The following is a 23652-nucleotide window of genomic DNA, read 5'->3' as shown; positions in this document are numbered from 1 at the left end:
GTCCTGCTCAGGCAGCCGCACCGGCGGCCAAGTCGCGCCACTCGGCTGGATTATCCTATGGGCCGCGACTGTGCGCCTATGTTCGCAGTCGCCTGGGCGGAACCATGGTCGGACTGGAGGGCTGTCAGTCGTGCCGGGGGGCATGCCAGGGGGGTGCATACGGGGCGATGGTTCCGGGCAGACGGCGGGCATCGCCATGCCCGCTGCGGGCCCTCGCGCGCAGTTCTGCGTGATGGTGGTTTCTGGGGTGGGCTGGCATGAGTGGAAGGGTGTCGCGTGGCGCGTTCGGACGACGCTGAACAAAAGCCGCCGACGGCGGCCGACGGCGATGTGTTCGCCGCCGACCGCGAGGTCGGCCGGGACCTCGGCGAGGTGGACTGGGCGGCCACGCCCCTCGGTCCGCCGCAGGAGTGGCCGCAGAGCCTGCGCACGGCGGTCAGCATCCTGCTGTCCTCCCGGTTTCCCATGTGGATGGCCTGGGGCGAGCGACTGACCTTCTTCTGCAACGCCGCCTACCGGCGGGACACGCTGGGCCGGAAGTACCCGTGGGCGCTGGGCCGTCCCGCGAACGAGGTGTGGGCGGAGATCTGGCACGACATCGGCCCCCGTATCGACGCCGTGCTCAGCACCGGTGAGGCCACCTGGGACGAGGGGCTGCTGCTGTTCCTGGAGCGTTCCGGCTACAGCGAGGAGACGTACCACACGTTCTCCTACAGCCCTCTGCGGGACGACGCCGGTGCGGTGGTCGGCATGCTCTGCGTGGTCAGCGAGGACACCGAACGGGTGATCGGCGAGCGGCGGATGACCACGTTGCGGGACCTGGGCTCGGACCCGAGTGTGATCCGTACCGAGCAGGAGGTGCTGGCCTTCGTCGACCGGCAGTTGAACCGCAATCGGAAGGATCTGCCCTTCACCCTGACCTATCTCTTCGACGAGGAGGACGCCCGGCTGGCCGGAACGACCGGCATTCCCGCCGGTCACCCGGCCGGCCCGGCACTCCTCCCGGCCGACGACCCGGACGGCGTGTGGCCCGCCGCGGCTCTGACCAGAGGCGAGACGGCGGTCGTGCAGCTCGATGGCGACGTCTTCACCGGCCTGCCCCGCGGGGACTGGCCCGAACCGCCCGTACAGGCACTCGTGGTCCCGCTCCTCCAGCAGGGCAGCGCGCCGTACGGCTTCCTGGTGGTGGGCCTGAACCGCTACCGGGTCCTGGACCAGGGTTACCGGGGTTTCATCGAGCTGACCGCGGGACACATCGCGTCCGGTGTCGGCAGCGCCCGGAACTACGAGGCGCAGCAGCGTCGGGCGGAGGAACTGGCCGAACTGGACCGGGCCAAGACGGCCTTCTTCTCCAACATCAGCCATGAGTTCCGGACGCCGCTGACCCTGATCATGGGGCCTGTCGAGGAGCTGCGCGTCCGGCTCGCCGGCGCCGACGAGCAGGTGCGGCAGGAGCTCGACGTCATCCACCGCAACGGGCTGCGGCTGGGCAAGCTGGTCAACACGCTGCTGGACTTCTCCCGTATCGAGGCCGGCCGCATGCAGGCTCGTTACGAGCCGGTCGACCTGGGTGTGGTGACCGCCGAGCTGGCCAGCGTCTTCCGTTCGGCAGTCGAGAAGGCCGGCCTCACCTTCCAGGTGGAGTGCCCGTCGCTGGACGAGCCGGTCTACGTCGACCGCGGCATGTGGGAGAAGGTGGTGCTCAACCTGTTGAGCAACGCGCTGAAGTTCACCTTCGACGGTGCCATCCGGGTGAGCGTGCGGGGAGCGGGTGCGCACGCCGTGGTCACGGTCGCCGATACCGGCATCGGTGTGCCGGAGGCGGAGATGCCCCGGCTGTTCGAGCGGTTTCACCGTATCGAGAACGCCCGCTCCCGCTCGAACGAGGGCAGCGGGATCGGGCTGGCCCTGGTGCAGGAGCTCGTCGCTCTGCACGGCGGCGTGATCACTGCCGAGAGCACCGAGGGCGAAGGAACCGCGTTCACCATTCGGCTGCCGTTCGGGTCCGGTCATCTGGCCGCCGGGACCGTGGTGTCCGCAGCGGGCAGCACCGCTGCTTCCAGCACCGCTGACCCTTACCTCCAGGAGGCCATGCGCTGGCGGCCTGAGCAGGGTACCGGCGGACCGGCCGACGACCCGCTGGTGCGGGACGCGGTGAGTGCCACCCCGCAGAGTCCGGCGCCCGCGGTCCGCGCCCGGGTGCTGGTGGCCGACGACAACGCCGACATGCGCGAGTACCTTACGCGCCTTCTGGACGGGGCGGGCTATGACGTCACCGCCGTCTCGGACGGAGCGGAAGCCCTCCGGTCCGTCCGCCGCGATGCCCCCGACCTCGTCGTCAGCGATGTGATGATGCCCCGGCTGGACGGGCTGGAGCTGGTGGCAAGGTTGCGCGGTGACGCGCGCACGGTCTCGGTACCCGTGCTGCTGCTGTCGGCCCGGGCAGGGCAGGAAGCGTCCATCGAGGGCTTGCAGGCGGGCGCCGACGACTACCTGGTCAAGCCGTTCGCCGCCGCCGAGCTTCTGGCGCGGGTGCGTGCGAACGTCGAACTGGCCCGGCTGCGCACGCATCATGTCCGTTGGCGGACGGCTCTCATCGAGTCCCTGCAGGAGGCGTTCTTCGTCTGCGACGAGTCCGGAGCGGTCGTGGAGATCAATGCCGCGTTCACCGATATTCTCGGCTACGGACCGGAGGGTCTGCCCTACGCACCCATCCACCCCTGGTGGCCGGACACCTCCACCGATGCCGAGGCGCACCGGAAGGTCGGGGACGCGTTCGCCGACCTGCTCGAAAGGTCCCAGGGCTCCTACACGATCCCGGTGACCCACCGCGACGGGCACCGAGTGTGGGTGACCGCCACCTACAACAAGGCCGAGGACCCGGATACCGGGCGCCGGGTCACCGTCGGCACCTTCCGGGACGTCACCGCCGAGCACTATGCCATCCAGCGCGAGACGGCGCTGGCCGCGCTGAGCACCTCCCTGTCCCGGGCCGCAAGTCTGCCCGAGGCGTTGTCCGCTGCCCTTGCCGAACTGAGGGGCCTGTGGCAGGCGCGCAGTGTGATGGCCGCCGTCTTCGGCCGGCACGACGCGCCCGAGCTGACGGCCACGGACGCGGAGCAGCGGTGGGAGGATCTGCCCCCGGAGCGCCGCGATGCACTCGCCGGCCTGCGCGGCCAAGCACCGCTCGCGCCGGTCTGCAAGGACACCGGAGCCGGTGTGCTGCTGGAGCACCCCGACGGCCCGCTCGCCCTCTGGATCGATCTGGGCGAACACCGGCCCTTCACCCCGGAGGACCAGCTGCTGCTGTCGCTGCTGGCCGGACACCTGGCCCAGGGACTGGTGCGGGCACACCAGATCGACCAGCAGCGCGAGACCGCGATCGCGCTGCAACGCGCCATCCTCGGCCCGGACCGGCTCCCCGACGGCTTCGCTGTCCGCTACGAGCCCGCCACCCGCCCGCTGGAGGTGGGAGGTGACTGGTACGACACGGTCATCCTGCCGGACCGGCGGATCGGCATCGTCGTCGGCGACTGCGTAGGCCGGGGCCTGGAAGCCGCCAGCGTGATGGGGCAGCTGCGCAGCGCCTGCCGCGCGCTGCTGCTGCAGACTCCCAGCCCCTCCGGGACGCTGATGGCACTCGACCAGTTCGCCGTGGGCGTGCCCGGTGCCTCGAGCACCACTGTCTTCTGCGGGGTCCTCGACCCCGACACAGGCCGACTGACATACTCCAGCGCCGGGCACCCGCCGGGCATCATCGCGTACCCCGACGGCACCACCCGGCTGCTGGACGAGGGACGGTCCCTGCCCCTGGCCATACGCCCCGGAAGGCAGCGTCCGGACCGGACGGTGAGTGCGTGTTGCCCGCACGGGCCACGCTTCTGCTGTACACCGACGGCCTCGTCGAACGCCGCCGGCGACCGCTCAGCGTGGGAATCGACCAGGCGAGCGACGTCGTGCAGAAGGGCCGCAACGTGCCCGTCGACGACCTCGCCACCGAGGTGATGGCGCGGCTCGCACCGGCCGGAGGCTACGACGACGACGTGGCCCTCTTGTTGTATCGCCATCCAGCGCCGCTGGAGATGTCCTTCCCGGCCGAGTCCTCCCAGCTCGCGCCGGTCCGCAAGGCGTTGCGCAGCTGGCTCGCCCAGTGCGAGCTGTCCCCGACCACCGTGCAGAACGTTCTCGTCGCCGCCGGGGAGGCGTGTGCCAACGCCATCGAGCACGGCCACCGGCACGCCCCGGGGCAAGGGGTGCGGCTGCGCGCCGAGGCCCTCGTCGACAACCTGCGCCTGACGGTCGCCGACAGCGGCCGGTGGAAGGTCCCGCAGCCCGAGCTCAACGCCCACCGTGGCCGCGGCGTGGCGCTCATGCGGGCCATGATGCAGCAGGTCACCATCACCCCCGGCCCGTCCGGCACCACTGTCGACATGCAGATGAGGATCGCCTGATGACCACCCCCATCACTCTCACTCCCGGTCGGAGCGCGGACGGTACTCCACGACTCGCGGTCCACGGCGAGATCGACATGAGCAATGCAGGCTCCCTGGCCGATGCCCTCGCCGCCAGCTCTGGGCCGCTCGTCCTGGACCTGACCGCGGTGGAGTACCTCGACAGCGCCGGACTGAGCGTGCTCTTCGCCCACGCCGACCGGCTGGAGCTCATCACCACTCCGCTGCTGGAACCCGTCCTCGCCGTCTCGGGCCTCGCCAGTCTGGCCACCGTCCACGAGGTGGGACCTGACGAGGCGCCGCCGCGGTGACCGGTGGAGAGAACCCGATGACCCGGCAGGCTCCGACCGTCGAACCGGCTCCCGGGCGGCGCCCGCAGCCGGTGCCGGACGCGCAGGTCGAGCAGGCCCGGACAGCGGCGGTGCGCCGCTTTGCGCCGCTACACCATCCCAGCACACGAGCACCCCGGCCAGGAGTGATGACCGACGTGACCGATACCCTCCATGTGACCGTCCAGCACCCCAGCGCACGCGCCACCGTCGTCACCGTCACCGGAGACGTGGACCTGCACACTGCATCCACCCTGCGCGCGCACGTCCTGCCCGTCCTCGAAGAAGCCGGCCCGCATCTCGTCCTCGACCTGGCACAAACCGACTACTTCGACTCAACCGGCCTCAGCACCCTCATCGGCCTCCTGCACGCGGCCCAGCAGGCGGGCGGCTCGCTCAGCCTGGCCGGCGTTCCCGACCGCCTGATGGGGATGATCACCGTGACCGGCATCTCCCAGCTGCTGCCGATCCATGCGACGGTCGCTGATGCCCTGGCCGGCCAGACCCCCGACGAACCTACGGGCAACGCCTGCGCCGGCACCGAAACGTCAGCCTGACGCCTGCCGGCGCGGCTGCGATGCCGCGTGACCGCAGAGACCTTGCGTGGCAGCTCGCTGCCAGCAGCCCTGTCGGCCCGGGCACGCGAGTGGCCCGGCCGCCGTTGAAACGTCGCAGCCGTGGCGGTGGATCGTCACCCGGCGACGATCCGCCCCCCCGGGGGCGCAGAAGCTCACGCGCTTCCGGGGTGGATGGTGAAGATCTGGTCCAGGCCGGTGATGTTCAGGATGCGCAGGGTGTCGGCGGGGACGGCGGCCAGGGCCATGTCGGCGCCGGCGGTCTGGGCGCGCTGGCGAGCGGCGAGGAGGACGGTGAGGCCGGTGGAGTCGCAGTACTCCAGATCGGACAGGTCGATGACCAGGTTCTGACCGGGGCTCAGGGCGAAGCTTTCGACCTGTTCGCGCAGGGCGATGGCCTGTGCGTAGTCGAGGTCACCGGCCACGTGGAGAACAGGTCCGGTGACGGCGTCGTGGTGGGTGATGTTCAGCGGGCTCATTCTGGCTGATTCGTTAGCGATCGGTCGGGTGGGCTGCGGGGGCACCGAGGGCCAGCAGGGCGGTGTCGTCGTCCAGGCCGTCGCCGAAGCCTTCCAGCAGCCCGGTCAGGGCGGTTATCAACTGCTGGGGTGTGGTGGGTGCGTGGTCGGTGGCGAAGGCGCGCAGTGCGTCATCGCCGAACATGTGCTCGCGGGTGGGGCCTGTCCGGGCCTCGGTGAGACCGTCGGTGTAGAGCAGGAGCGTGTCGCCCGGGGCGAGAGTGGTCTGCGCGGTGCTGAACGGGGCGGTGGGCAGGACGCCCACGAGGAGCCCTCCGGGGGTGTGGAGGTAGTCGGTCCGGCCGTCGGCCCGTATGACGAGCGTCGGGGGGTGGCCGCCGGAGGCAAGTCGGACGGTGGTGTGGCCGTCGTCGGCGCCGGGTTCGATGACGCCGAAGATGACGGTGCAGTAGCGGGGGTCCCCGCTGGCGGCGTACCGCTCGTGCAGGACCGAGTTCAGTGTGGTCAGGGCCGCGGTGGGCTCGGGATCGTGCAGGGCCGCGGTGCGCAGGGTGTAGCGGGTCAGGGAGGTGAGGGAGGCCGCCTGGGGGCCCTTGCCGCACACGTCGCCGAGGAAGAACGCCCAGCGGCCCTCGCCCAGGGGGAACAGGTCGTAGAAGTCGCCTCCGAGACGGTCGGGGGAGGCGGTGTGATAGGAGACGGCAACCTCCAGTCCCGGCACGGCGGGCAGCGAGGAGGGCACGAGGGACCGCTGCAGCACAGCGAGCGCGTCGGCCAGCCGTTCCCGGTCGGCCTCGGCCTGCCGGCGGGCCGCTTCCGCCTCCGCATGCGCCCGCTCGGCCTCGGCGCGTGCCTGCTCGGCCTCCTTGCGACGGCGCAGGAGTTCCTGCTCGTAGGCGCGCCTGTCGGAGGCGTCGAAGACGGTGGTGCGGATCAGTAGCGGCTCGCCCTCACTGCCGTGTTTGACCACGGAGGAGACCAGCACCGGTAGACGGCGTCCCTCGGCGGCCTTCATCTCCAGGGCGATGCCGCGCAGTTCGCCCTGCATGCGCAGCAGGGGCGCGAAGTGCGTTTCGTGGTAGAGCTTTCCGCCGACGGTGAGGAGGTCAGGGAAGCGGAATCTGCCCACCACCGTCTCGCGCGTGAGACCGAGCCAGTCCAGCAGCGTGGTGTTGATCTTGGCGATGGTGCCGTCCATCAGCGTCGAGAGGTAGCCGCAGGGTGCCGCTTCGTACAGGTCCTCGGCACTGTCCTCCAGCAGGGCCGTGAAAGCGGCATCCGTGCCCGCCGCGTCCCGGATGCCCACCGGGTCCGGCTCCTCGCCGGTGCTGCACATCACCGCAAGGACTCCAGAAAGTCGAGCACCGCTTTGTTGGTGGTCTCGGGGGCGCTCAGCTGCGGGCAATGCCCGATGGCATCCAGAGTGACGAGACGGGAGGAGGGAATCGCGGCGTGCACGTACGCGCCGACCTCGCGGGGCGCGATCACGTCCTGGGAGCACTCCAGTACCAGAGTCGGCACCGTCACACTCTTCAGGTCCTCGCGGCTGTCGGACAGGAAAGTGGTGCGGGCGAAAACCGCCGCGATGTCCGGGTCGGTGGCGCAGAAGCTGTTGGTCAGCTCCTGGCCCAGTTCCGGCCGGCCCGGATTGCCCATGATCACCGGGGCCATCGCGGAGGACCAGCCCAGGTAGTTCGACTCCAGCGAGGTCAGCAGCTCATCGATGTCATCTGCGGTGAAGCCGCCCCGATAGCCGTCGTCGTCGATGTAGCAGGGAGACGGAGCGACCATCACCAGTGCCCCGATCCGCCGCGGTGCCATCCGCGCGGCCAGCACCCCCACCATGGCGCTGACCGAATGCCCGACGAACACCGCCCCTTCCAGGTCCAGCTCGTCGCAGACCTCCACCACATCCTGGGCGTAGCCCTCAAGTGAGGAGTACCGCTCTTGGGTGAACGCCGACAGATCCGAACCGCCAGAGCCGACATAGTCGAACAGCACTACCCGGTACCGCTTCTCCAAGGCCGGCACCGCCAGCCGCCACATGTTCTGATCACAGCCGAAACCGTGCGCCAGCACTACCACCGGCCCCTCGGCCGGGCCGGTGACCGTCACGTTGTTCCTGCTGCGAATATCCATTCCCGCCATACTGTCACTTGGCCCGGCAGACCCGGACCGGGGTACTGGACAGCCCCTCCGGGAACGAGCGGCCCGTCGTACTCGACCCATCTCGTTCTGGCGCTTCCTGGTCGGGGCGGTGCTGCTGCCCGCCTGGGCGCTGCGCCCGTCCCGCAAGGCGCCGCGTGCGCCGCAGCCTGCCACGGCACGGCACCGGCGAGGAGGCGTTCACCCTGACTCTGTGGTCCTTCCTCATCGGCGCGGCAGTGATGCTGCCGCTGGCCCCTCACCAGGGTCTCCTCCCGCAGGGCGGAAACTTCACCGAGGCGGCGCTGGTGACGCTGTACATCGCCGCCGTCACCACGGCGCTCGCCGACCCGCTGTACTTCGCCGGCGTCGCCGCACTCAGGGCCGCCACCGCGTCGGTGACGATGCTCCTCGAACCCGTCAGCGCCGCTGTCCTGGCCGTGCTCTTCCTTGACGAACAGCTCACCACGGGGGTCATCGCCGCCCTCGCCCTCACCGAGTCCCGCCCGCAGGCCCCGCCCGACACCCAGTGAAGTGACGCCAGGCCCCTTGCCATGTGCTCCAATTCCGGTTGAGCACTCTCTGTGATGACGTCGTGGCCGCGATTGTGACTGAGCGCTTGAGTTGGCGAGTTGAGTGCTTCAGATGGCGGCGGCAGGCGCGACGCCGGTCAGCTCCGTGCTCGCCTCCCACAGCCGACGTGCCGTCTCGGCGTCCTCCAACTGAGCCCACAGCCGCTCGCGGTGCGGCCGACCGCGCAGTCCGAAGACGCGCGGGCCCCACAGCTCACCCCCGGCGATCTGGGGGTCCAGCACCGCCCGGACCGCGGGCCGGGCACCCGCGTGCTTGCCCTGGAGAACAAGTGCGGCGGCCGCCCCGCGCAGCGCCGTCCCGGCCTTCCGTACATGGACCGGCGGCCGCGACGGGGTGAGCGAGTCCAGCGCACCGCCTGGATGGACCACCACGCTCGACACCGTGCTGCCCGCGGCCCGCAGACGGCGATCGAGTTCCAGGCCGAAGTACATCTGGGCCAGCTTCGACCGGCCGTAGGTGCGCTTGGCCCGATAGCCGGCCCGGGACTGCAGATCGTCCAGGTCGAGCCGCTCGGACTTGGCGGCGAAGCTGCCGACGGTCACGACGCGGGCGCTCGGCGCGGCCTCCAGCAGCGGCAGCAGCCAGTGGGTGAGCGCGAAGTGCCCGAGGTGGTTGGTTCCGAAATGCACCTCGTTGCCGTCCCGCGTCTCCCCCCGCTCCAGCCCTTCGCGGAGGACGCCGGCGTTGTGGACCACCGCGTCGAGGCGCTCTACCTCCAGGGATTCCGCGATTCCCCGCAGCGAGCCGAGGTCGGCGAGGTCCAGGCCCACCGAACGCACCCGCGCACCGGGCACCCGCGCACGGATCGCGTCCATGGCGGCCTCGGCCCGCTCGGCACTCCGGCTGCCCAGCACCACCGTGGCGCCGGTACCGGCCAGCTGCTCGGCGGTGAAATACCCGATACCTGCGTTGCCGCCGGTGACCAGATACACGCGGTCAGCGGCGGAAGGGATCTGAGACATGGCGGGAACTCCCGTGAGATGCGACGGCGGCTCCCGGCGGAGCAACCCGGCGCCCACGCTGCCACTGGCCTCCGACATGTCGCCGATAACCCTCCGACAGGGCGGAACCGGCCGCGCGTTCACGCGCAGTCGCACGACGCCTGAGTGTTTTTAGCCAAGGCTGGTGAGGGCGCCGACGGGTACGGCCGGAGCCACCGACTCCAGCAGCGCCGCTGCGGCTGCGCGCAGAGGGCGCGAAGGCGAGGGAAGGCTTGCCCGACCCCGAGACGCCGGTGAAGACCATTGCGTCGGGAGGGACCGTGAGGTCACCCGAACGTCGTACTGGACGGGTGAGGGCTCCTGGGGATCGGGCGCTGCTGCATCTGTCGTGCCGCAAGGCCAACAACGCCTGGCCGCACTGGGGCGTCTCGGTAGTCGGCCCCAGTGCGTGGCTGGGATCCGTCCCCGACGACTAGGACTTGTCCGGGCGATCACGAAGTTGTCGGCGGCAGGTTCTTCATGAGGACGACGCTGTCGTAATTGGTGACATCCCACCGCCAGGTGCCGATCGGTTCGTAGCCTCGCCGGCGATACCAGTCGACGAGGTCTGTGGCCTGCGAGGAGGTGTCGATGACGGCCTGGGTCGATCCGAGGGCAGTAATGCGTGACTCTGCCAGAGCCAGCAGCCGTTGCCCGAGACCGGTGCCTCTTTGCGACGGCTCGACAGCCAGTTGCCAGAACGAGCCCCCGCCCACTGGCGCCGGGTATCCGGCCGGAGTGGTGTGCGGAGCTGACACGGTGACGGTTCCGACCAGTACGTTTCCGTTCATTGCGACCCAGCACTCGCCCTTGCTCAGGCGGTGCTGTGTGTCCTGCGGAGATTGGTAGGAGGCGAAGAAGACCCGCCCGGCAGCAGCGTGGTCCGCGTAGGCGCGGTGGAGCAGAGACGTGAGCTGCTCCACCGAATCGCCGTTGCGGAAACGCCTGACCCGCACGGTCGCGGACGGATTTGCTTCCGTCTAGTTGATGTTCATTCTGGCAGTCAAGCGCACTTCTGGTATCTGTCGAGCTCAGTCATGTGACTCGTCTTTGCTCAGGACGTTGTTCTGGGTATGGGGCGGGGCGATCTGACAGATGCCGAGTGGGAACGGCTGCGGCCGCTCGTACTCCGCTACGGAGACGCATGGGATTCGCTGGTACCACGAGGAGTTCGACGGCGCCCGTGATCACAACAACCAGCCGATCAAGGGGATGACCGGACCGAACCAGACGCTGCAGTTCGTCCTCAAACACGTCCCCATGCCTCAACGGCGAGTCATGATCTTTGAGTTGAACGCCCACTTGGTGATTCGCCCGATGGCCGACACATTCCAGAAGAGCGCTCTCGTACAGGACCGGCACAATCGCCACGCGGTGTGCCATGAGGCGTCCTACGGCTCCTTCCGGGAGGAGTACCTGCTGCCCGCACTACTGAACATGCACGCCCTGCTGCGGGGGCTGTACGAGAAGATGGAGGAGGAAAACCGCAACACCAGCTGAGAGTGGCGCCCGCCTCGGGACGCTCGCCAGGCCCAGTTTCGGTCCTGATGGTGCTGCTGATCAGACCGGATCCGCCTAGGAGCCCCGGATGAGCCAGCAGTCGGCCCCCGCGCCCGTTCCCGACCGCCAGCCCCTGAACGAGCACGCCGCCGCGTTCGCTGGTCGGCCGCGGAGTCCGGTGTGCGGTGTGAGGACGCCCGAGACGCCCGCCTGGAGCGTCTCGCCGGGTAGCACCCCCGTGTCGCCTGAGCACGGACCGCGCCGCTCCCAGGTCGTCATGGTGGAGCCCGAGCAGAGCCAGCTAGAGAAGCTGACCGCAACCGAGACGCACCGCTTGGACCGCGCGATCGTCGCGATCAGCGCCAACCCCGCGCTCGGCCGGGGTCGCTCTTCGCCTCGTTTGGTTGGTTCTTGATGTATGTGGGGAGGTTGGGGAGCGAAGAGCGGGCCTTGATCACCTGTGGCTAGGTTGGGGCCATGACTGGTGACTGGAGGATGGATCGGATCGGGGCTGCTCTGCGAGGTGAGAACCCGACCGTGCTGCGGCGGCTTGAGGCGGGGTTCGCGGTGATCGGCGATGTTCAGTTCTTGCCGGGTTACTCGGTTCTCCTCGTGGACGAACCAGGTGTTCAGCGGCTGTCTGATCTGCCGAAGGCGAGGCGGCTGTCGTTTCTGTCCGACATGGACCGGCTCGGAGAGGCCGTTGAGCGCGTCTGCCGACGCTTGGATCCCGGCTTCCGCCGGGTCAATCTGGAGATTCTGGGGAACACCGACCCGTTCTTGCATGCTCATGTCTGGCCGCGGTTCGAGTGGGAGCCGGCCGAGCTGGTGGGCAAGCCTGTCTGGCTGTATCCGGGTGACCGGTGGAGTGACGAGGGGTTCAGGCTGGGTCCGCAGCATGACGTGTTGCGGGACGGGATCGGGAGCGAACTGGATCGGTTGCGTTCGATGGGCTGACGGTGTGCGTCCGCCGGCCGTCAGGTCGGCCGGCTCGGTGATCAATGGCGGTAAGTGGACGACGGTCACTGAGTCCTTCGCAGCGTAACGATGTCGGGGCTGGCGGTGGGGACGGAAGGACGGGCGGCTTCGGCACGGCACCACATCATTACGACGCCGAACCGGGCCACCGTCCTGTGGCTGTCCCCTGTCGACTCCGCCGGCGCGGTCGTCGCTGCCCTCCAGCGTGCTTGTTCAGACGCGCCATAGGAAATAACGTCAAGGATCGTGAAGCGGGCGGGGCCCAGAGAGTGGGGGCTCCTGTTCAGCGTCCCGAGTCGCGGAAGGCCGTGCTGACCCTTAGACCGGATGTATGAGCAGTGACACTCCTGAGGCCCATCACCCCGGGGAGATCGTCTCCGAGTCGGGGATCTACGAGTGCGACTGTGCGCAGCACCATGCGTACAGCACAGACGTGAAAGGCCACCGGTTTCCGCCCCTTCCCGATGCGTGCACTGGTAGTGGCTGGACATTGAAGGCGGCCGCACATCCGGAGTCCTGACCGAGCGGGAAGACGGCGCTTGGCCCGCTGATGGGACGGGCAGGCCTGGGCGCCGCGGTCCGGCCTGCGCACGTCTTGGTCGAACGGGGGGCGAGCTCGTCGGAGTCCAGGAAGCCACTTCCGACCACCAGGCCGAACATCGGGACATCGGTGACTGGCCACCGCCGGCCCCTCGGCCTGGCTGGGGAGCGATGGCCAGCGGCGGAAGGTCGGTCAGGACACGAAACGTCGAGCGGCAGCCAGCACGAAGACAGCGATGCTGAGCGGCGCCGTGGTGATCACCGGGTGGACAGCGGCGTACCCGGAATTCGGCCCGAAGAATGTGTCGCCCAGGAAGTACGTCAACGCCACCGCGACCACGGCGAGGTAGCCGCTTGCGAGCCAGTTGTCTACCGCGGGCGCCAACCGGGTCCGCAGCCGAGCCATACGCGAGCTCGCGGGCTGCGCACTGTCGGAGCCCCGCTGTGCGGGGGAGCCGAGAGGACTGCAAGGCCCGGACGCGGTCGAGCGCGGCATCCATTCGCCTCAAGAGACATCGAGGCGTGGCCACCAGGTAGGACGAGATCAAGGGTCGCTTCGCGGCACCGTCCTCGTTGCCGCCATCACTGAGTGGTTGCGGCGTACTGGTCCGAGGACAACTCGAACACCCGTACTCGCCGACCGCAGGTGGGATTGACGGTCTCACGGACGGGATGCATCCCCAGTTTGGTCATGATCCGTTCGGAGGCGTCGTTGCCCAATTGAGCGATGCTGACGATCCGCTCCAGCCCTCGATCCTCGAACCCGAACCGCACAGCAGCCATAGCGGCCTCGGTGGCCAAGCCCTGCCCCCAGTGGGAACGTCCCAGGCGCCAGCCGACCTCAACCGCCGGCAGTACCTCCGGCAAGAAGCCGGGCACCGAAAGGCCGGTGAACCCGGCCAGCTCGCCAGTAGACCGGACCTCCACGGCGAACAGGCCGAAGCCCTGTGACTCCCACTCGCTCTCCCATGCCTGAACCCCACAGCGAGTCTGCTGCCGTCACGGATCCACCGCATGACCTCGGGGTCGGCATTGACGGCAGCCATGGGCGCGATGTCTTCCTCGCGCCAGCGACGCAGGATCAAACGGGGAGTCTCAAGCGTGACCATCCGGTCATCCTGGATCACAAACGGGCTCGCCGCCATCCTCGCCAGGCACTTCAAATATGAGGCGCTGCAGCGCTCGTTGCTCCAGCCGGACGCCGCCGGCCGAGTCCGCGCTGCCTTCCCCGTGTGTGTGTGGGTGGGGAGTCCAGTTGCGTTCGCCGCCCGAGGCGACCGTGTGCGCCCAACTGCTCCAGATCGCGGCCCTTGCTGACAGCCTCGCGGTCGGCACCGTGAGCCGGCGGGCAGCGAACTCGGACTCCAGCGCAGCCCTATGCCTTCGATACGGCCAGGACGTCGTGTCCGCCCCGGACGGCCGCAGCAGGTCGAACGCCGCGAAGCGGGTCATCCACTCAGCAGCGGCCCGGACAGCCCGGCGCCGCGCCGGGCAAGCCGGTTCCCTGCCCGCCGGCCACACCCTCAGGGAACGCCGACCCCCATTTCTGTGCTGCGCCTGGAGCGGTGCCCCACGGTCAACGGGTGGTGTTCTCTGCGGGAGCGTCCGAGGTCGTCCGCGCAGGGGCTGCGGCGACCAGCAGTGCGGCGAACACGATGGGGGCGGCTGTCTGGTACCCCATCCAAACCTCACCCCCAGCGCCGCTGCCCTGCCGCGCCATCAGGAGGCCGGTCAGGGCTGCCAGCACCCAGCCGCTGTCGTAGGCCATCATGAGCTGTGCGTAAGTGCGCATCGACCGGCTGCGCGAGTATGCGAGTTCGACGCCGCCGCCGATCAGCAGGGCCAGCCCTGAGACGACCATCAGCCAGGGTGCCGTGCCGAGCAACCGGCCGAGCGGGGCAGCGCCGGCGATGCAGACCATGGCGAGCAACACCTTGAAGGCGCCATCGGCGATGGCACCTACCGTCTGGCGGGTCACCCGCGACGCCGCAACCTGAGCCATGAGCATCCTCCTTGAAGCTCGTCCCGACTAATCTCGTAACGAGATTACGGTAATAATCGAGCTATGAGAATGACGAGAGCGGAGGGCAAGGAACGCAACCGGCGGGCCTTGCTGGACGCGGCGTTCCAGGTCGTTTCCCGGGACGGATACCGGGCCAAGCTTGACGAGATCGCCGAACTGGCCGACCTGACCACGGGCGCCATCTACTCACTGTTCGGGAGCAAGAACGGCCTGGTGGTCGCCCTGGTAACCGACTACCTGCGGCCGTACTACGAGGAGGTCGAGCGGGCGGTCCCCGCTGGACTGGATCTACTTGAAGCGGTGGACGCCTTTGCGCGGTACTACCGGCGTAGCTGTGACGGTCCCGACGCGCTGTCTCGCCTGTCGCTCCAGATCACCCTGCTGGACATGGCCCTCCATGACCCAGAGCTGGGGTCCCAGCTCGCCACGTCCATCCGGTCGCAGGAGAACCACCTGATCGCGCTTTTCACCGGAAGGGCGCACAACGGAGGGCTTGTGACGTCGCGTCAGGCAGAGCGTCTGACCACCGCTCTCAGGGCGCTGCTCGTCGGCCTCAGTCAGGGCGTCCCCCTCGGCCTGGCCCCTGGTGCCGATGAGGAGTACTTCGCCGCCACCGCTCGCGCTCTGGTGTCCGACGTATCCCTCATCGATCATGACTCGGGCCCTTCGTGATGGCGCCGCGGAAAACCTGGTGGCTTCGACGAGTGGGGTCTGACGTGCTGCGGTTTCAGGGGCCTGTGGTCGTGCTGGGCGGCGGTCCGGTTGAGGGACTGTTCGGGCTGGCACAGGTGCTGTTCGTGATGTTCCCGGCTCTGCGGTCGAGTTGGGGATTGCCTGGCAGGACTCAAACGGGCCTGGCACCGCATCGATGCTGTTCGTGCATGGGCTCGCGGCAGGTGCTCTTTGACTGGGGTGAGGGCAAGCTTCCCGGTTCACGGCTCCGGTCTGGCGTGATTGACTCGCGCCATCCTTCTGATCTGGAGACTGTTTGAGCGGCGCCGCCCCGTTCCGAACGCGTCGCCCGCTCGCGGTTCTGACGCCGGGTGCGGCTGTCCTGGCCGCCGCTACTCAGTTAGACGGGTCGGCTGGTCGAGATCGCCGACTCGTCCACCCTCATCCCCGAGGACCAGCCCGAACGACTCGCCGACGTGCTCACCGACTTCCTGATCCAAACCGGAGCAGACCCGGTCCGACACGTCTACTAAGTGCGGGGGCGGCAGGCGAATCTGGCTCTGCCTACAAGAACGGACAGCAGAGGTCCATTCATAGCCCGGTTCGGCTCGCGTTGGGGTCGATGAAGCGCCGTCGGTTGAGCCCCAGCGTGCCCAGTTGGCGTGAGACGGTGCGGCGGCTGACCTGGATGCCGTCGGCTTGGAGTTCTCCGCGGCGACATGTGCGATCGGCCTGGTCTTGCAGCGTTCAACGAGACGACGGCGTCCTTCGACGCTGAGCGGAGCGTGGGCGATCGTGGCTCCACGCGACCTTCCGTTCCCTGTCGCGCCGGCCGGCGTCCATGTCTTTCGCGGCGATTGGGGCGTAGCCGGCCGGTAGGAGAAACCCGGCACGAGAGGGGTCTGTCGTGGCTCCGGCTCCATCGTGCCGCCTCAGCCAGGTGACGACGTCGTGGTGCAGATCGATCAAGTACTCTCCGAGACTCCACCGCCCCCGATGCCCAGACCGCTACCGCCCGCAGCAGCCCGTCAGGACGCTTCGGCGTCACGGCGTGCCCGCACCGTGACGCCCCGGCTGCACAATGCGGACGGGCTACGTCATCAACTCGATGTGCGGGTGCTCGGGCTCCGCCGGGCAGACGAACAGGTGCTGCCGGTAGCCGCTGCCTATCTGGACACCGGTCGCGTTGTAGCCGCGGTGGCCGGGGTACGGTCCAGCACCTGGGTGGGGGTGCGGAGACCAGCTGTTCCCGGCGTCGTCCCCTTCCTCGAACGTGGCGACGGTCATCAGGACCTCCATGCCGGTGCCGCACTCGGAGCAGGGTCGCGAGCCGGGGTCGGTGGAGTCCCAAGCGGGCCAGCCGCCGACCTTCCAGCCGGGTGCGTTGGACAACACGCAGTCGTAGTACGTGTCCGGGTCCATGTCTTCCTCTGCTGCCTGCGGCACACTCCACTGCTTGAGCTGCTCCCGCAGTTCTTCGCTCAGCTCCAGATGGTCGGGGTACTCGGTGATCTGCTCCGGTTCGAGCACGCACGGTTCCGGTAGATAGCCGTCGAACTGCACTGCGGGCGGCTCGGGGGGCGTGTCGAGAATGTCGGTGACGGCGGCTGCCGAACGCCAGAAGAGCAGGGTCCTGGGCATGATCGGATGATCGAAGGGGCACCACAGAACCTGCAGCAGGTCCTTGCCCTCCGGCGGGCTCAGATCGGGCACATCCCTTACGAACAGCTGCGCGACGGGCAACATCGCTATGGGGCCGTCGTACGCCTGGACCGCCAGCCTCACCGGATACGTCCGAGGGGGGCGGATCCGCTGGAGAGTCTCCCGTTCCTCCGGAGTCAGGTCCCGGCCGTGCGAGGCGGCGAAGATCCGTCGTTCCAGCCGCAGATCCGCCGGGGACTGGGCTGGGTTGATGCCATCCACCACATGCGGTTCCTCGCAGTGCGGCCACGGCTCCTCAGCGGGCCACAGCAGCGGCCCGCCGATCGAGCTGTCGTGCCACGTCGGCGCTCCAGGGCGGGGGTGCAGGCGGGTCGCCGTGCGGGCCAGCGGGGCCAGTTGGGGAAAGACCGCGGCAACGTCGATCGGCCGTGGCGGAGTGACAGGAGTGACATTCATGGCCGCAATCCTGCCAATCGCCTCTGACAACGGCCCTCGTGGCCGCCCCACGAGGAGTTCCGGCACGGGCGTCACCCGGGAGAGCGCTACCGCCGGTCCGTTGCCGGCAGATGGCCCCCGAGCAGGTCCACGATCGCCGCGTGGATGTCCGTCCACGCGCGCGGTTCGTCGCCACGTACCACCTGGACAGGGACGACCTTGGCGTCCATTCCGTCCGGGCCGCCGCCGGTCAGGAGATGGCCCATCACGATCTCCATCGGCAGGCCGTGGCCGAACCCCTTGAAGTTGAGCATCTCGCCGATGGTGCCGCTCCACGGGGGGAGGGGGGCACCAGGGCCGATCTACGGATAACCGTAGCGCTGAAGTGCTGGTCAGGGGCGGCTGTGACTAGTTGTGGCGGCCGGGGGAGTGCGATGGCGGAGCCGATCTGGCGGTCCTCGATGAGGTCCCAGACCTGGATGGTGCCCGTGCGGGTGCCGAGTACGGCTGCAGGGCGCCCGTGGGGGAGGTGCGGCACGTCCATGGCCAGTGCCGATCCGGTGTAGCGCCGTAACTGGTAGATGGCAGGTGGGGCGTCAGTTCCCAGGCAATCTGGTCGACATCATCGATGAATGCGTAAACAGGGCCCTCGGTGGCATCCAGCGCCGTTCAGTCCTTGACCGAGTTCAGGTCTTCGTCGTCGAGCGTAGAACCACAACCGGTACAGCGTCAGATAGTCGGCGTCGGGGCAGGGCAACGGCTCGAGCAGGCATGCCCGCCGCTTGCGCCAGCGTCTCCTGTGCGGCCTGTCCTCCGCCCCAGCACTAGGAAGAACCCGCACCCCTCCCCTCAGGACGGCTCACTGAAGCATCCGTCCTCCGCCCACGACAAGCAGGCGGCAGGGATTCCACCGTCGGCGGACCCGGCCCGGACGAAGTGCAGTTGCGGCGATCCGCGCAGCGGGGGCGTTGCGCGGAAGCGCCCTTGGCCTTCTCCCTTTCCTCGGTGCCCTTCCCAGCCGGACCGGGGGATACGGCCGCGGATGCTGCCGAGCTGGCCGTGGAGACAGTACTGCTTGGGTGGGTCAGGCGAGGAAGCGTGAGCGTTGCATGGCCGGTACTGCGCTCGGTCGGCTGACGGCCCCACCCAGACGTGCCCCGCCACCGAGCGCCTTGCCGCTGTTCATCCGCGTCGCCCGGCTGGCTGTCCGCGTGTCACTGCCGGGAAAGACCGCCTTGGTGGAGGCATGAAGCAGGGCTGGGACAGGTGACGTGTGCCGTTCACGGTGGGTTCAGGAGACCCGCAGTCACCCTGGAGAGGGCTGGACCGATCACGTGTACGCATTTCCAAGCTGCGCTCTGCCCCCTTCCGGGTGGAGCAAGCCTGGCCGGAAGCCTGATTTTCCGGCTCTCCGCGTGACGCCACCCACGAGAGGTAGGTCACGTCCTAAGCGGGATCGTAGAGCCGTACAGCGGTCTGACGCACAGAAAAGCCAAGAAATGACCGAATTGCGAAGTTCCTACGCTCTTGGGTAGTAGGTCACATTCTTGCTTCCCGTCTACGCGGTCGCTAACCATGTCTCTCGTCGCCGCAAGCAGCGGGTCGGGCCGGGCGGGATCGCCGGGGCCGTCCTTGTTTGCCGCGCTGTGCGGGGCCTCGCCCCGACGCCCGACAGGCCGCGACCGGATGATCCGGCCGGCGCCTCAAAGACGTCCCGTAGGAGACCCCCATGACCGCGATCACCGCTGCGTCCCGCCTCGCCCGTCTGCGCAACCTGGCCGTCACCGGCCTGGTCACCACCGGCGCCGCGGCCGCGGCCCTGACGCTGATGCCGGCCACCGCCCACGCCGCCGAGGCCCCCAAGGCCGCCCCCGCCATCGCCTCCAAGGCCGCCGACCCCGCCGGTGCCAAGGGTGCCGCGAACAACCTCGACGGCTGGATCAAGCAGTCCCTGGCCATCATGAAGGCCAAGGGCATCCCGGGCACCTACGAGGGACTGCACCGCAACATCATGCGCGAGTCCAGCGGCAACCCCAACGCCCAGAACAACTACGACGTCAACGCCAAGAACGGCATCCCCTCCAAGGGCCTGCTCCAGGTCATCGACCCCACGTTCAAGGCATTCCACGTCGCCGGCACCGCCAACAGCTCCACCGACCCGGTCGCCAACATCACCGCCGCCGCCAACTACGCCGCCCACCGCTACGGCTCCATCGACAACGTCAACTCCGCGTACTGAGCCACCCCGCGTTCGTCACCCGTCCGGATTGAGTTCCGCGTACAGCATCTCCAGCAGCTCCCCGCCCTCGGGCGTGCCCGGGTCGCCGGGAACCTCGTAGCTGGCCGTCACGCCGGAGGTGGCCCAGGCCCCGGCCGGGACGAAGGTATCGGTTACTGTCACGGTCACCGCCCAGCTCTCCGGCGCCCGGGTTCCCGGAGTCACGGTCGCAGTCGCCGAAACGGGCACCCACGGCGAGCACGGGCAGGTGACCACCGGTCCCGACGGCACCGCTGACTGGGAGCCGCCCCACCAGCCGGTCACACCCACCGCGCAGCTCGCCCACACCGGCTCACCCGACACCCCCTGGCTCATCGGCGCGGGCGGCGTCCTGGTGGCCGCCGGAGGCGGCGCGGTACGGGCCGGATCCCGCCGGCGCCGCCACCCGCACACCTCCGACAACCAGTGACCGCCCGCGGACGGTACGGGGCTTGATGTCCAGGCGCTGGGCGAGTGTGGTGGCGGGCCATCCGGCCCGTGCCAGGTCGGCCGGCAGCCGCGATGCTCCGCGGAGTCGGTCAGGCCGGGGGCGCCGGGGTTGCGGCAGTGGGGGAGCGGGATGCCGAGGACGGCGTCCGCAGTGGTGCGGGCGATGTCCCGGACCGTCTGGCCGTCTGGGGGGTGCGCAGGACGCGGCGGACCAGGGTCACGGAGAGCCCGGCCCCGTCGGCGATGTCCTGTGCGGACACGCCGTGCTCGTGCAGCCGGACCGCCCTTCCCCGGCCGCACCGGCGGCCCGTCCTCCGTCCTCACGCTCGGTCGCCGGATGGATCCTGACTCACCCCGACACCCTGCCGGAGAGCGATCACCTGAAGCTCGAATCCGTCCTCGCCGGCCGCCCCGAACTGGATGCCCTCACCGGGCACGTCCGAGCTTTCGGGAAGATGCTCACTCAGCTCCAGGGCGACCAACTCCCGCAATGGATCAAGGCGGTCCTACGCGGTTGTGGCGATGCCGCCGTCGACGGGGATCACGGCGCCCGTTAGGTATGCGCCTGCCCGGCTGGCGAGGAACACGGCGACACCTGCCATGTCGTCGTCGCGGCCGATCCGGCGTAGTGGGGCCGACGCCGCGATCGCCTCGCCGAACTCATCGAGGGTTGCAGCCATCATCGTCGACGGGAACGGTCCCGGCGCCACGGCGTTCACGGTGACGTGCTGCGGTCCTAGTTCCTTGGCGAGCACTCTGGTGAGTTGATGCAGTGCGGCCTTGCTGCTGGAGTACGAGTAGTTGGGCCGCTGGGGGATGTGGATGGCGGCGATGCTGCCGATGTTGATGATCCGCGCGGGATCGTCGGCGGTGCCCGCCCTGCGAAGTGCGGGCAGCAGTGCCTGGACCAGCCAGAACGGCGACTTCAGGTTGAGGTCGACGACCGTGTCCCAGGCCGCGTCTGGGAACGTCGCCAGCGGCTCGTCCCACATGGCGCCCGCGTTGTTGACGAGGATGTCCAGACGCTCCGAGTCGGCGGTGACGAGGTCGGACAGTCGCCGACACTCGTCGTGGCGGGACAGGTCGGCGGGGATGGCCCGCACCTCACCGAATTTGGACAGCTGTGCCTGCGCCTGCGCGCACGCTTCTGCGTTGCGGGAGCTGATGACCACGCGGACGCCCGCCTGGAGAAGGCCACGCGCGATCATCATCCCGATGCCTCTGGTGCCACCGGTGACGAGCGCGCGCTTTCCACGCAGATCGAAAAGTTCTGCATGCGTTGTGAATTGATCGTCCACCACTTGCCGTCCTTCTCGTTGGTCGTGCGAAATGATGCGTCGACGCGTCGGGTGTTCGGTTCAGCTGTCTCAACGCTATGGCCTTGGAGTGCGCTGCAAGCAAGCGGATCAGGGTCCCGACGGACCGCGTCCGCAACCGCCTCAAGCGCGGATCGCGAGGCGGACGGCCGCCCAAGTTCGACAAGGACGACTCCAAGCAGCGGCACACGGTCGAGTGCGGGATCACCCGCCTCAAGCGCCACCGGGCTCTAGTGCTCTGACCGCGAACCTGTACCGGGTTGATGGGACGGTGATCAAGAAGGGAGGAGTCGCTCCCTCCGGGCGAGGTACGGTCCTGCCATGTCCCGGTCAGCCGATATCGCTCTCTCCCAGCCCCCCGTCACCGCGGACGACCTCGCCCTTGCCGTGCAACTCGCTGTGGGAGTCCTTCGCAAGGCGCCCCCAGCCGCGTGGGAAGGAAAGGCCGGTTCGCTGGAATGGGACTGCTGGGAAACCGTCGAGCACCTCAGTGACGACCTCTTCGCCTACGCTGCGCAACTGGGCCCCAAAATACCGCCCTTGGATGGCGAGGTGCCCTTCGTATGGGAGAGCCGACGGCCCGGCGGCCCAGCAAACGCCATTCACGCGAACCGCGAGGCGGGGCCCGCCGGCCTGCTGCAGGTCCTGGAAGCGAGCGGCGCGCTGCTGGTCGCCATGGTGCGCACGACGCCTCCGCAGACCCGCGCCCACCACGTCTTCGGCGTCTCGGACCCCGAAGGCTTCGCCGCGATGGGGATCGTGGAGACCCTGGTGCACACGCAGGACCTTGTACAAGGGATCGGTCTCGCGTGGAGCCCGCCTGCCGATCTGTGCGCTCGGGTGCTCGCCCGACTGTTTCCGGATGCACCGTCGCCAACGGACCCTTGGCTCACCCTCTTGTGGGCCACCGGACGCGCCGAACTACCCGGACACCCTCGTCTCACCACATGGCGCTGGGACGGCACACCCCGGGCATAGGCTCAACTGCTCCGCCGTAAGGAGAGGTCAGGGCGGGGTCGGCTGGTCAGGCTGTTGCTGAGATCGGTCGGGCACCCCAACGAATGCCCGTTTCGCTGCGGATGCGGGCGCGTTCCTTGCGCTCAGCGGCCAGGACGTCGCGGGCTGATCTCGTAGCAGGACCCTTCCCGACTCCATGCTGACAGGCTTCTCGTCCTCGGCCTGGTATCAGCCGCTGCCCGACCGTCGAGCAGCACCATTGAGCCGACTCACGGGAAATCAGGGCGCCGGAAGACGCCCCTTGGCCCTCAGACGTGCGGACAACACCGTCGGCTGCCGCAAGGTTGAGCGGAGGAGCGGCGGATTGAATTCACTGCGCGACAGCAACCGCACGCAGCGTGTGTGGTTCGGGGATCTCGTCGGTATGCGCCGGGTCACGGCCGTACCTAGGCTGGAATGCGGCTGAATGCCCCGGGCAGAGCGTCCGAGGACGAGGAGGCGGACAGCGATGGCGAAGGTACTTTTCATCGTTAGTGGCGCGACCTACTGGGTGCTGAAAGACGGGACCCGATACGCGACCGGCTACTGGGCAGAGGAATTCGCGATGCCATACAAGGCGCTCACGGACGCCGGCCACGAGGTCGTGGTCGCGACACCCAACGGAGTTACCCCCAATGTCGACATGATGAGCCTCCGGCCTTCCATGGCCGGAGGTGTCGACGGAGCGCTGGAACTTGAGGAGATCATCCGTTCGGCGGAGGTGATGCGTCGGCCGCTGAAGCTGTCGGACGTCCGCCTCGAGGACTACGACGCCGTGTACCTGCCCGGCGGGCACGGCCCGATGTCGGACTTGGCGTACGACGCTGACGCGGGCCGACTGCTGACCGCGCAACTCGCCTCGGGCAACCCGCTGGCGATCGTGTGTCACGCCCCCGCGTCCCTCCTGGCCACCCGGATCCATGGTGTGTCTCCCTTCCAGGGCTACCGGGTCACCGGGTTCACCAACGAGGAGGAGGAAGGCGTCGGCCTGGCTTCCAGAGCACCGTGGCTGCTGGAAGACGAACTGAAGGACAAGGTGGGCGTCGACTACAGCCGAGGCCCGATCTGGGAGCCGTACATGGTTGAGGACCGCAATCTCGTCACCGGACAGAATCCGCACTCGGCGGCGGTTCTGGCAGACCGTCTTCTCGAAATCCTCAAGTGAGCATGTGGCAGGGCGTCGCAAGGCCCGTCCGTATGGGGGAGGTTGATTACGCGGCGGATGGCGCTTCGAAGCGATGCACTGCGGCACCCGGTGGGCGCTGGAACG

The 23652-nt window shown here is 68.7% G+C and carries 23 protein-coding genes and 5 pseudogenes; 14 read left to right on the top strand and 14 right to left on the bottom strand.

Annotation, left to right across the window (positions count from 1 at the left end; all coding sequences use genetic code 11):
• The first annotated feature begins 276 nt into the window (after window positions 1–276).
• From OG448_RS00320 to OG448_RS00305, 4 genes and pseudogenes are all read left to right on the top strand, one after another.
• On the top strand, window positions 277–4005 hold the full coding sequence (locus OG448_RS00320) for a response regulator (protein ID WP_405550504.1): 3729 nt from the start codon (window positions 277–279) through the stop codon (window positions 4003–4005).
• Window positions 3918–4451: pseudogene (locus tag OG448_RS00315) on the top strand (ATP-binding protein); the annotation flags it as partial. The gene OG448_RS00320 and the pseudogene OG448_RS00315, both read left to right, overlap by 88 nt.
• Window positions 4451–4762 (top strand): STAS domain-containing protein, encoded by a 312-nt coding sequence (locus OG448_RS00310; protein WP_405550503.1) that lies wholly within the window; start codon window positions 4451–4453, stop codon window positions 4760–4762. The pseudogene OG448_RS00315 and the gene OG448_RS00310, both read left to right, overlap by 1 nt.
• Before the next feature lie 167 nt (window positions 4763–4929).
• A complete protein-coding gene (locus tag OG448_RS00305; RefSeq protein WP_405550500.1) occupies window positions 4930–5337 on the top strand; it encodes an STAS domain-containing protein in 408 nt (135 codons plus the stop codon).
• Between the two features lie 173 nt (window positions 5338–5510).
• Here the strand turns inward: OG448_RS00305 and OG448_RS00300 are convergent, their stop codons facing one another.
• From OG448_RS00300 to OG448_RS00290, 3 genes are read right to left on the bottom strand one after another with little or no spacing between them, the layout of a single operon-like run.
• Entirely contained in the window at window positions 5511–5834 is a 324-nt protein-coding gene (locus tag OG448_RS00300) for an STAS domain-containing protein (protein ID WP_405550499.1), read from the bottom strand.
• Window positions 5835–5847: 13 nt separating this feature from the next.
• Complete coding sequence (locus OG448_RS00295; RefSeq protein ID WP_405558613.1) at window positions 5848–7170, bottom strand: PP2C family protein-serine/threonine phosphatase; 1323 nt, start codon at window positions 7168–7170, stop codon at window positions 5848–5850.
• The gene (locus tag OG448_RS00290) at window positions 7170–7973 is read right to left on the bottom strand and encodes an alpha/beta fold hydrolase (protein WP_405550498.1); all 804 of its coding nucleotides are present in this window, start codon (window positions 7971–7973) and stop codon (window positions 7170–7172) included. Before OG448_RS00290 ends, OG448_RS00295 begins: the two co-directional genes overlap by 1 nt.
• Before the next feature lie 164 nt (window positions 7974–8137).
• Here OG448_RS00290 and OG448_RS00285 point away from each other — a divergent pair, with 164 nt between their 5' ends.
• Complete coding sequence (locus OG448_RS00285; protein ID WP_405550497.1) at window positions 8138–8512, top strand: EamA family transporter; 375 nt, start codon at window positions 8138–8140, stop codon at window positions 8510–8512.
• Window positions 8513–8620: 108 nt separating this feature from the next.
• On the opposite strand, the gene OG448_RS00280 is transcribed toward OG448_RS00285, so the two are convergent.
• A complete protein-coding gene (locus OG448_RS00280) occupies window positions 8621–9535 on the bottom strand; it encodes an SDR family NAD(P)-dependent oxidoreductase (RefSeq protein ID WP_405550495.1) in 915 nt (304 codons plus the stop codon).
• Between the two features lie 470 nt (window positions 9536–10005).
• A complete protein-coding gene (locus OG448_RS00275) occupies window positions 10006–10476 on the bottom strand; it encodes a GNAT family N-acetyltransferase (RefSeq protein WP_405550494.1) in 471 nt (156 codons plus the stop codon).
• A 394-nt stretch (window positions 10477–10870) separates the two neighbouring features.
• Here OG448_RS00275 and OG448_RS00270 point away from each other — a divergent pair, with 394 nt between their 5' ends.
• Window positions 10871–11053 carry a hypothetical protein gene (locus OG448_RS00270; protein WP_405550493.1) on the top strand — a complete coding sequence of 61 codons (183 nt, stop codon included), beginning with the start codon at window positions 10871–10873 and terminating at the stop codon, window positions 11051–11053.
• A gap of 477 nt (window positions 11054–11530) precedes the next feature.
• Window positions 11531–12010, top strand: coding sequence for an HIT family protein (locus tag OG448_RS00265; RefSeq protein ID WP_405550492.1), 480 nt, complete (start codon window positions 11531–11533; stop codon window positions 12008–12010).
• Window positions 12011–12764: 754 nt separating this feature from the next.
• Here OG448_RS00265 and OG448_RS00260 read toward each other — a convergent pair.
• The 3 genes and pseudogenes from OG448_RS00260 to OG448_RS00250 all read right to left on the bottom strand — a co-directional run bounded on the left by OG448_RS00260 (window position 12765) and on the right by OG448_RS00250 (window position 14573).
• Window positions 12765–12977, bottom strand: a complete 213-nt coding sequence (locus OG448_RS00260) for an SCO4225 family membrane protein (RefSeq protein ID WP_405550491.1) — start codon at window positions 12975–12977, stop codon at window positions 12765–12767.
• Window positions 12978–13153: 176 nt separating this feature from the next.
• Window positions 13154–13617, bottom strand: a pseudogene (locus tag OG448_RS00255) (GNAT family N-acetyltransferase).
• Window positions 13618–14147: 530 nt separating this feature from the next.
• A complete protein-coding gene (locus OG448_RS00250) occupies window positions 14148–14573 on the bottom strand; it encodes a hypothetical protein (RefSeq protein WP_405550490.1) in 426 nt (141 codons plus the stop codon).
• Window positions 14574–14642: 69 nt separating this feature from the next.
• Here OG448_RS00250 and OG448_RS00245 point away from each other — a divergent pair, with 69 nt between their 5' ends.
• Window positions 14643–15266 (top strand): TetR/AcrR family transcriptional regulator, encoded by a 624-nt coding sequence (locus OG448_RS00245; protein ID WP_405558611.1) that lies wholly within the window; start codon window positions 14643–14645, stop codon window positions 15264–15266.
• 407 nt (window positions 15267–15673) lie between these two features.
• Window positions 15674–15799, top strand: a pseudogene (locus OG448_RS00240) (alpha/beta hydrolase); the annotation flags it as partial.
• 79 nt (window positions 15800–15878) lie between these two features.
• Here the strand turns inward: OG448_RS00240 and OG448_RS00235 are convergent.
• The 3 genes and pseudogenes from OG448_RS00235 to OG448_RS00225 form a co-directional block, all read right to left on the bottom strand.
• Window positions 15879–16060 (bottom strand): annotated as a pseudogene (locus OG448_RS00235) (hypothetical protein); the annotation flags it as partial.
• Between the two features lie 298 nt (window positions 16061–16358).
• The gene (locus OG448_RS00230; protein ID WP_405550489.1) at window positions 16359–17384 is read right to left on the bottom strand and encodes a hypothetical protein; all 1026 of its coding nucleotides are present in this window, start codon (window positions 17382–17384) and stop codon (window positions 16359–16361) included.
• Window positions 17385–17470: 86 nt separating this feature from the next.
• Window positions 17471–17677 carry a hypothetical protein gene (locus tag OG448_RS00225; RefSeq protein WP_405550488.1) on the bottom strand — a complete coding sequence of 69 codons (207 nt, stop codon included), beginning with the start codon at window positions 17675–17677 and terminating at the stop codon, window positions 17471–17473.
• Window positions 17678–19092: 1415 nt separating this feature from the next.
• Here OG448_RS00225 and OG448_RS00220 point away from each other — a divergent pair.
• Window positions 19093–19602 carry a transglycosylase SLT domain-containing protein gene (locus tag OG448_RS00220; protein ID WP_405550487.1) on the top strand — a complete coding sequence of 170 codons (510 nt, stop codon included), beginning with the start codon at window positions 19093–19095 and terminating at the stop codon, window positions 19600–19602.
• A gap of 15 nt (window positions 19603–19617) precedes the next feature.
• Here OG448_RS00220 and OG448_RS00215 read toward each other — a convergent pair whose 3' ends face one another.
• A complete protein-coding gene (locus OG448_RS00215) occupies window positions 19618–19764 on the bottom strand; it encodes a hypothetical protein (protein ID WP_405550485.1) in 147 nt (48 codons plus the stop codon).
• 85 nt (window positions 19765–19849) lie between these two features.
• Between OG448_RS00215 and OG448_RS00210 the strand changes: the two genes are divergently transcribed.
• The gene (locus tag OG448_RS00210; RefSeq protein ID WP_405550484.1) at window positions 19850–20050 is read left to right on the top strand and encodes an LAETG motif-containing sortase-dependent surface protein; all 201 of its coding nucleotides are present in this window, start codon (window positions 19850–19852) and stop codon (window positions 20048–20050) included.
• 526 nt (window positions 20051–20576) lie between these two features.
• On the opposite strand, the gene OG448_RS00205 is transcribed toward OG448_RS00210, so the two are convergent.
• The gene (locus OG448_RS00205) at window positions 20577–21371 is read right to left on the bottom strand and encodes an SDR family oxidoreductase (protein ID WP_405550483.1); all 795 of its coding nucleotides are present in this window, start codon (window positions 21369–21371) and stop codon (window positions 20577–20579) included.
• An 80-nt stretch (window positions 21372–21451) separates the two neighbouring features.
• Here OG448_RS00205 and OG448_RS00200 point away from each other — a divergent pair, with 80 nt between their 5' ends.
• Both OG448_RS00200 and OG448_RS00195 read left to right on the top strand, forming a co-directional pair.
• Window positions 21452–21628, top strand: a complete 177-nt coding sequence (locus tag OG448_RS00200) for a hypothetical protein (protein ID WP_405550481.1) — start codon at window positions 21452–21454, stop codon at window positions 21626–21628.
• Window positions 21629–21707: 79 nt separating this feature from the next.
• Window positions 21708–22364 (top strand): maleylpyruvate isomerase N-terminal domain-containing protein, encoded by a 657-nt coding sequence (locus OG448_RS00195; protein WP_405550480.1) that lies wholly within the window; start codon window positions 21708–21710, stop codon window positions 22362–22364.
• Between the two features lie 46 nt (window positions 22365–22410).
• Here OG448_RS00195 and OG448_RS00190 read toward each other — a convergent pair.
• Window positions 22411–22506 (bottom strand): annotated as a pseudogene (locus OG448_RS00190) (IS630 family transposase); the annotation flags it as partial.
• Between the two features lie 345 nt (window positions 22507–22851).
• Here OG448_RS00190 and OG448_RS00185 point away from each other — a divergent pair.
• Complete coding sequence (locus tag OG448_RS00185; RefSeq protein ID WP_405550478.1) at window positions 22852–23547, top strand: type 1 glutamine amidotransferase domain-containing protein; 696 nt, start codon at window positions 22852–22854, stop codon at window positions 23545–23547.
• Window positions 23548–23652: the final 105 nt, after the last annotated feature.

The organism is Streptomyces sp. NBC_01171 (genome assembly GCF_045039805.1).
Lineage (GTDB): Bacteria > Actinomycetota > Actinomycetes > Streptomycetales > Streptomycetaceae > Streptomyces.
Note: the sequence above shows the minus strand (reverse complement) of the source record. Positions and strands in the feature narration are given on the sequence as shown.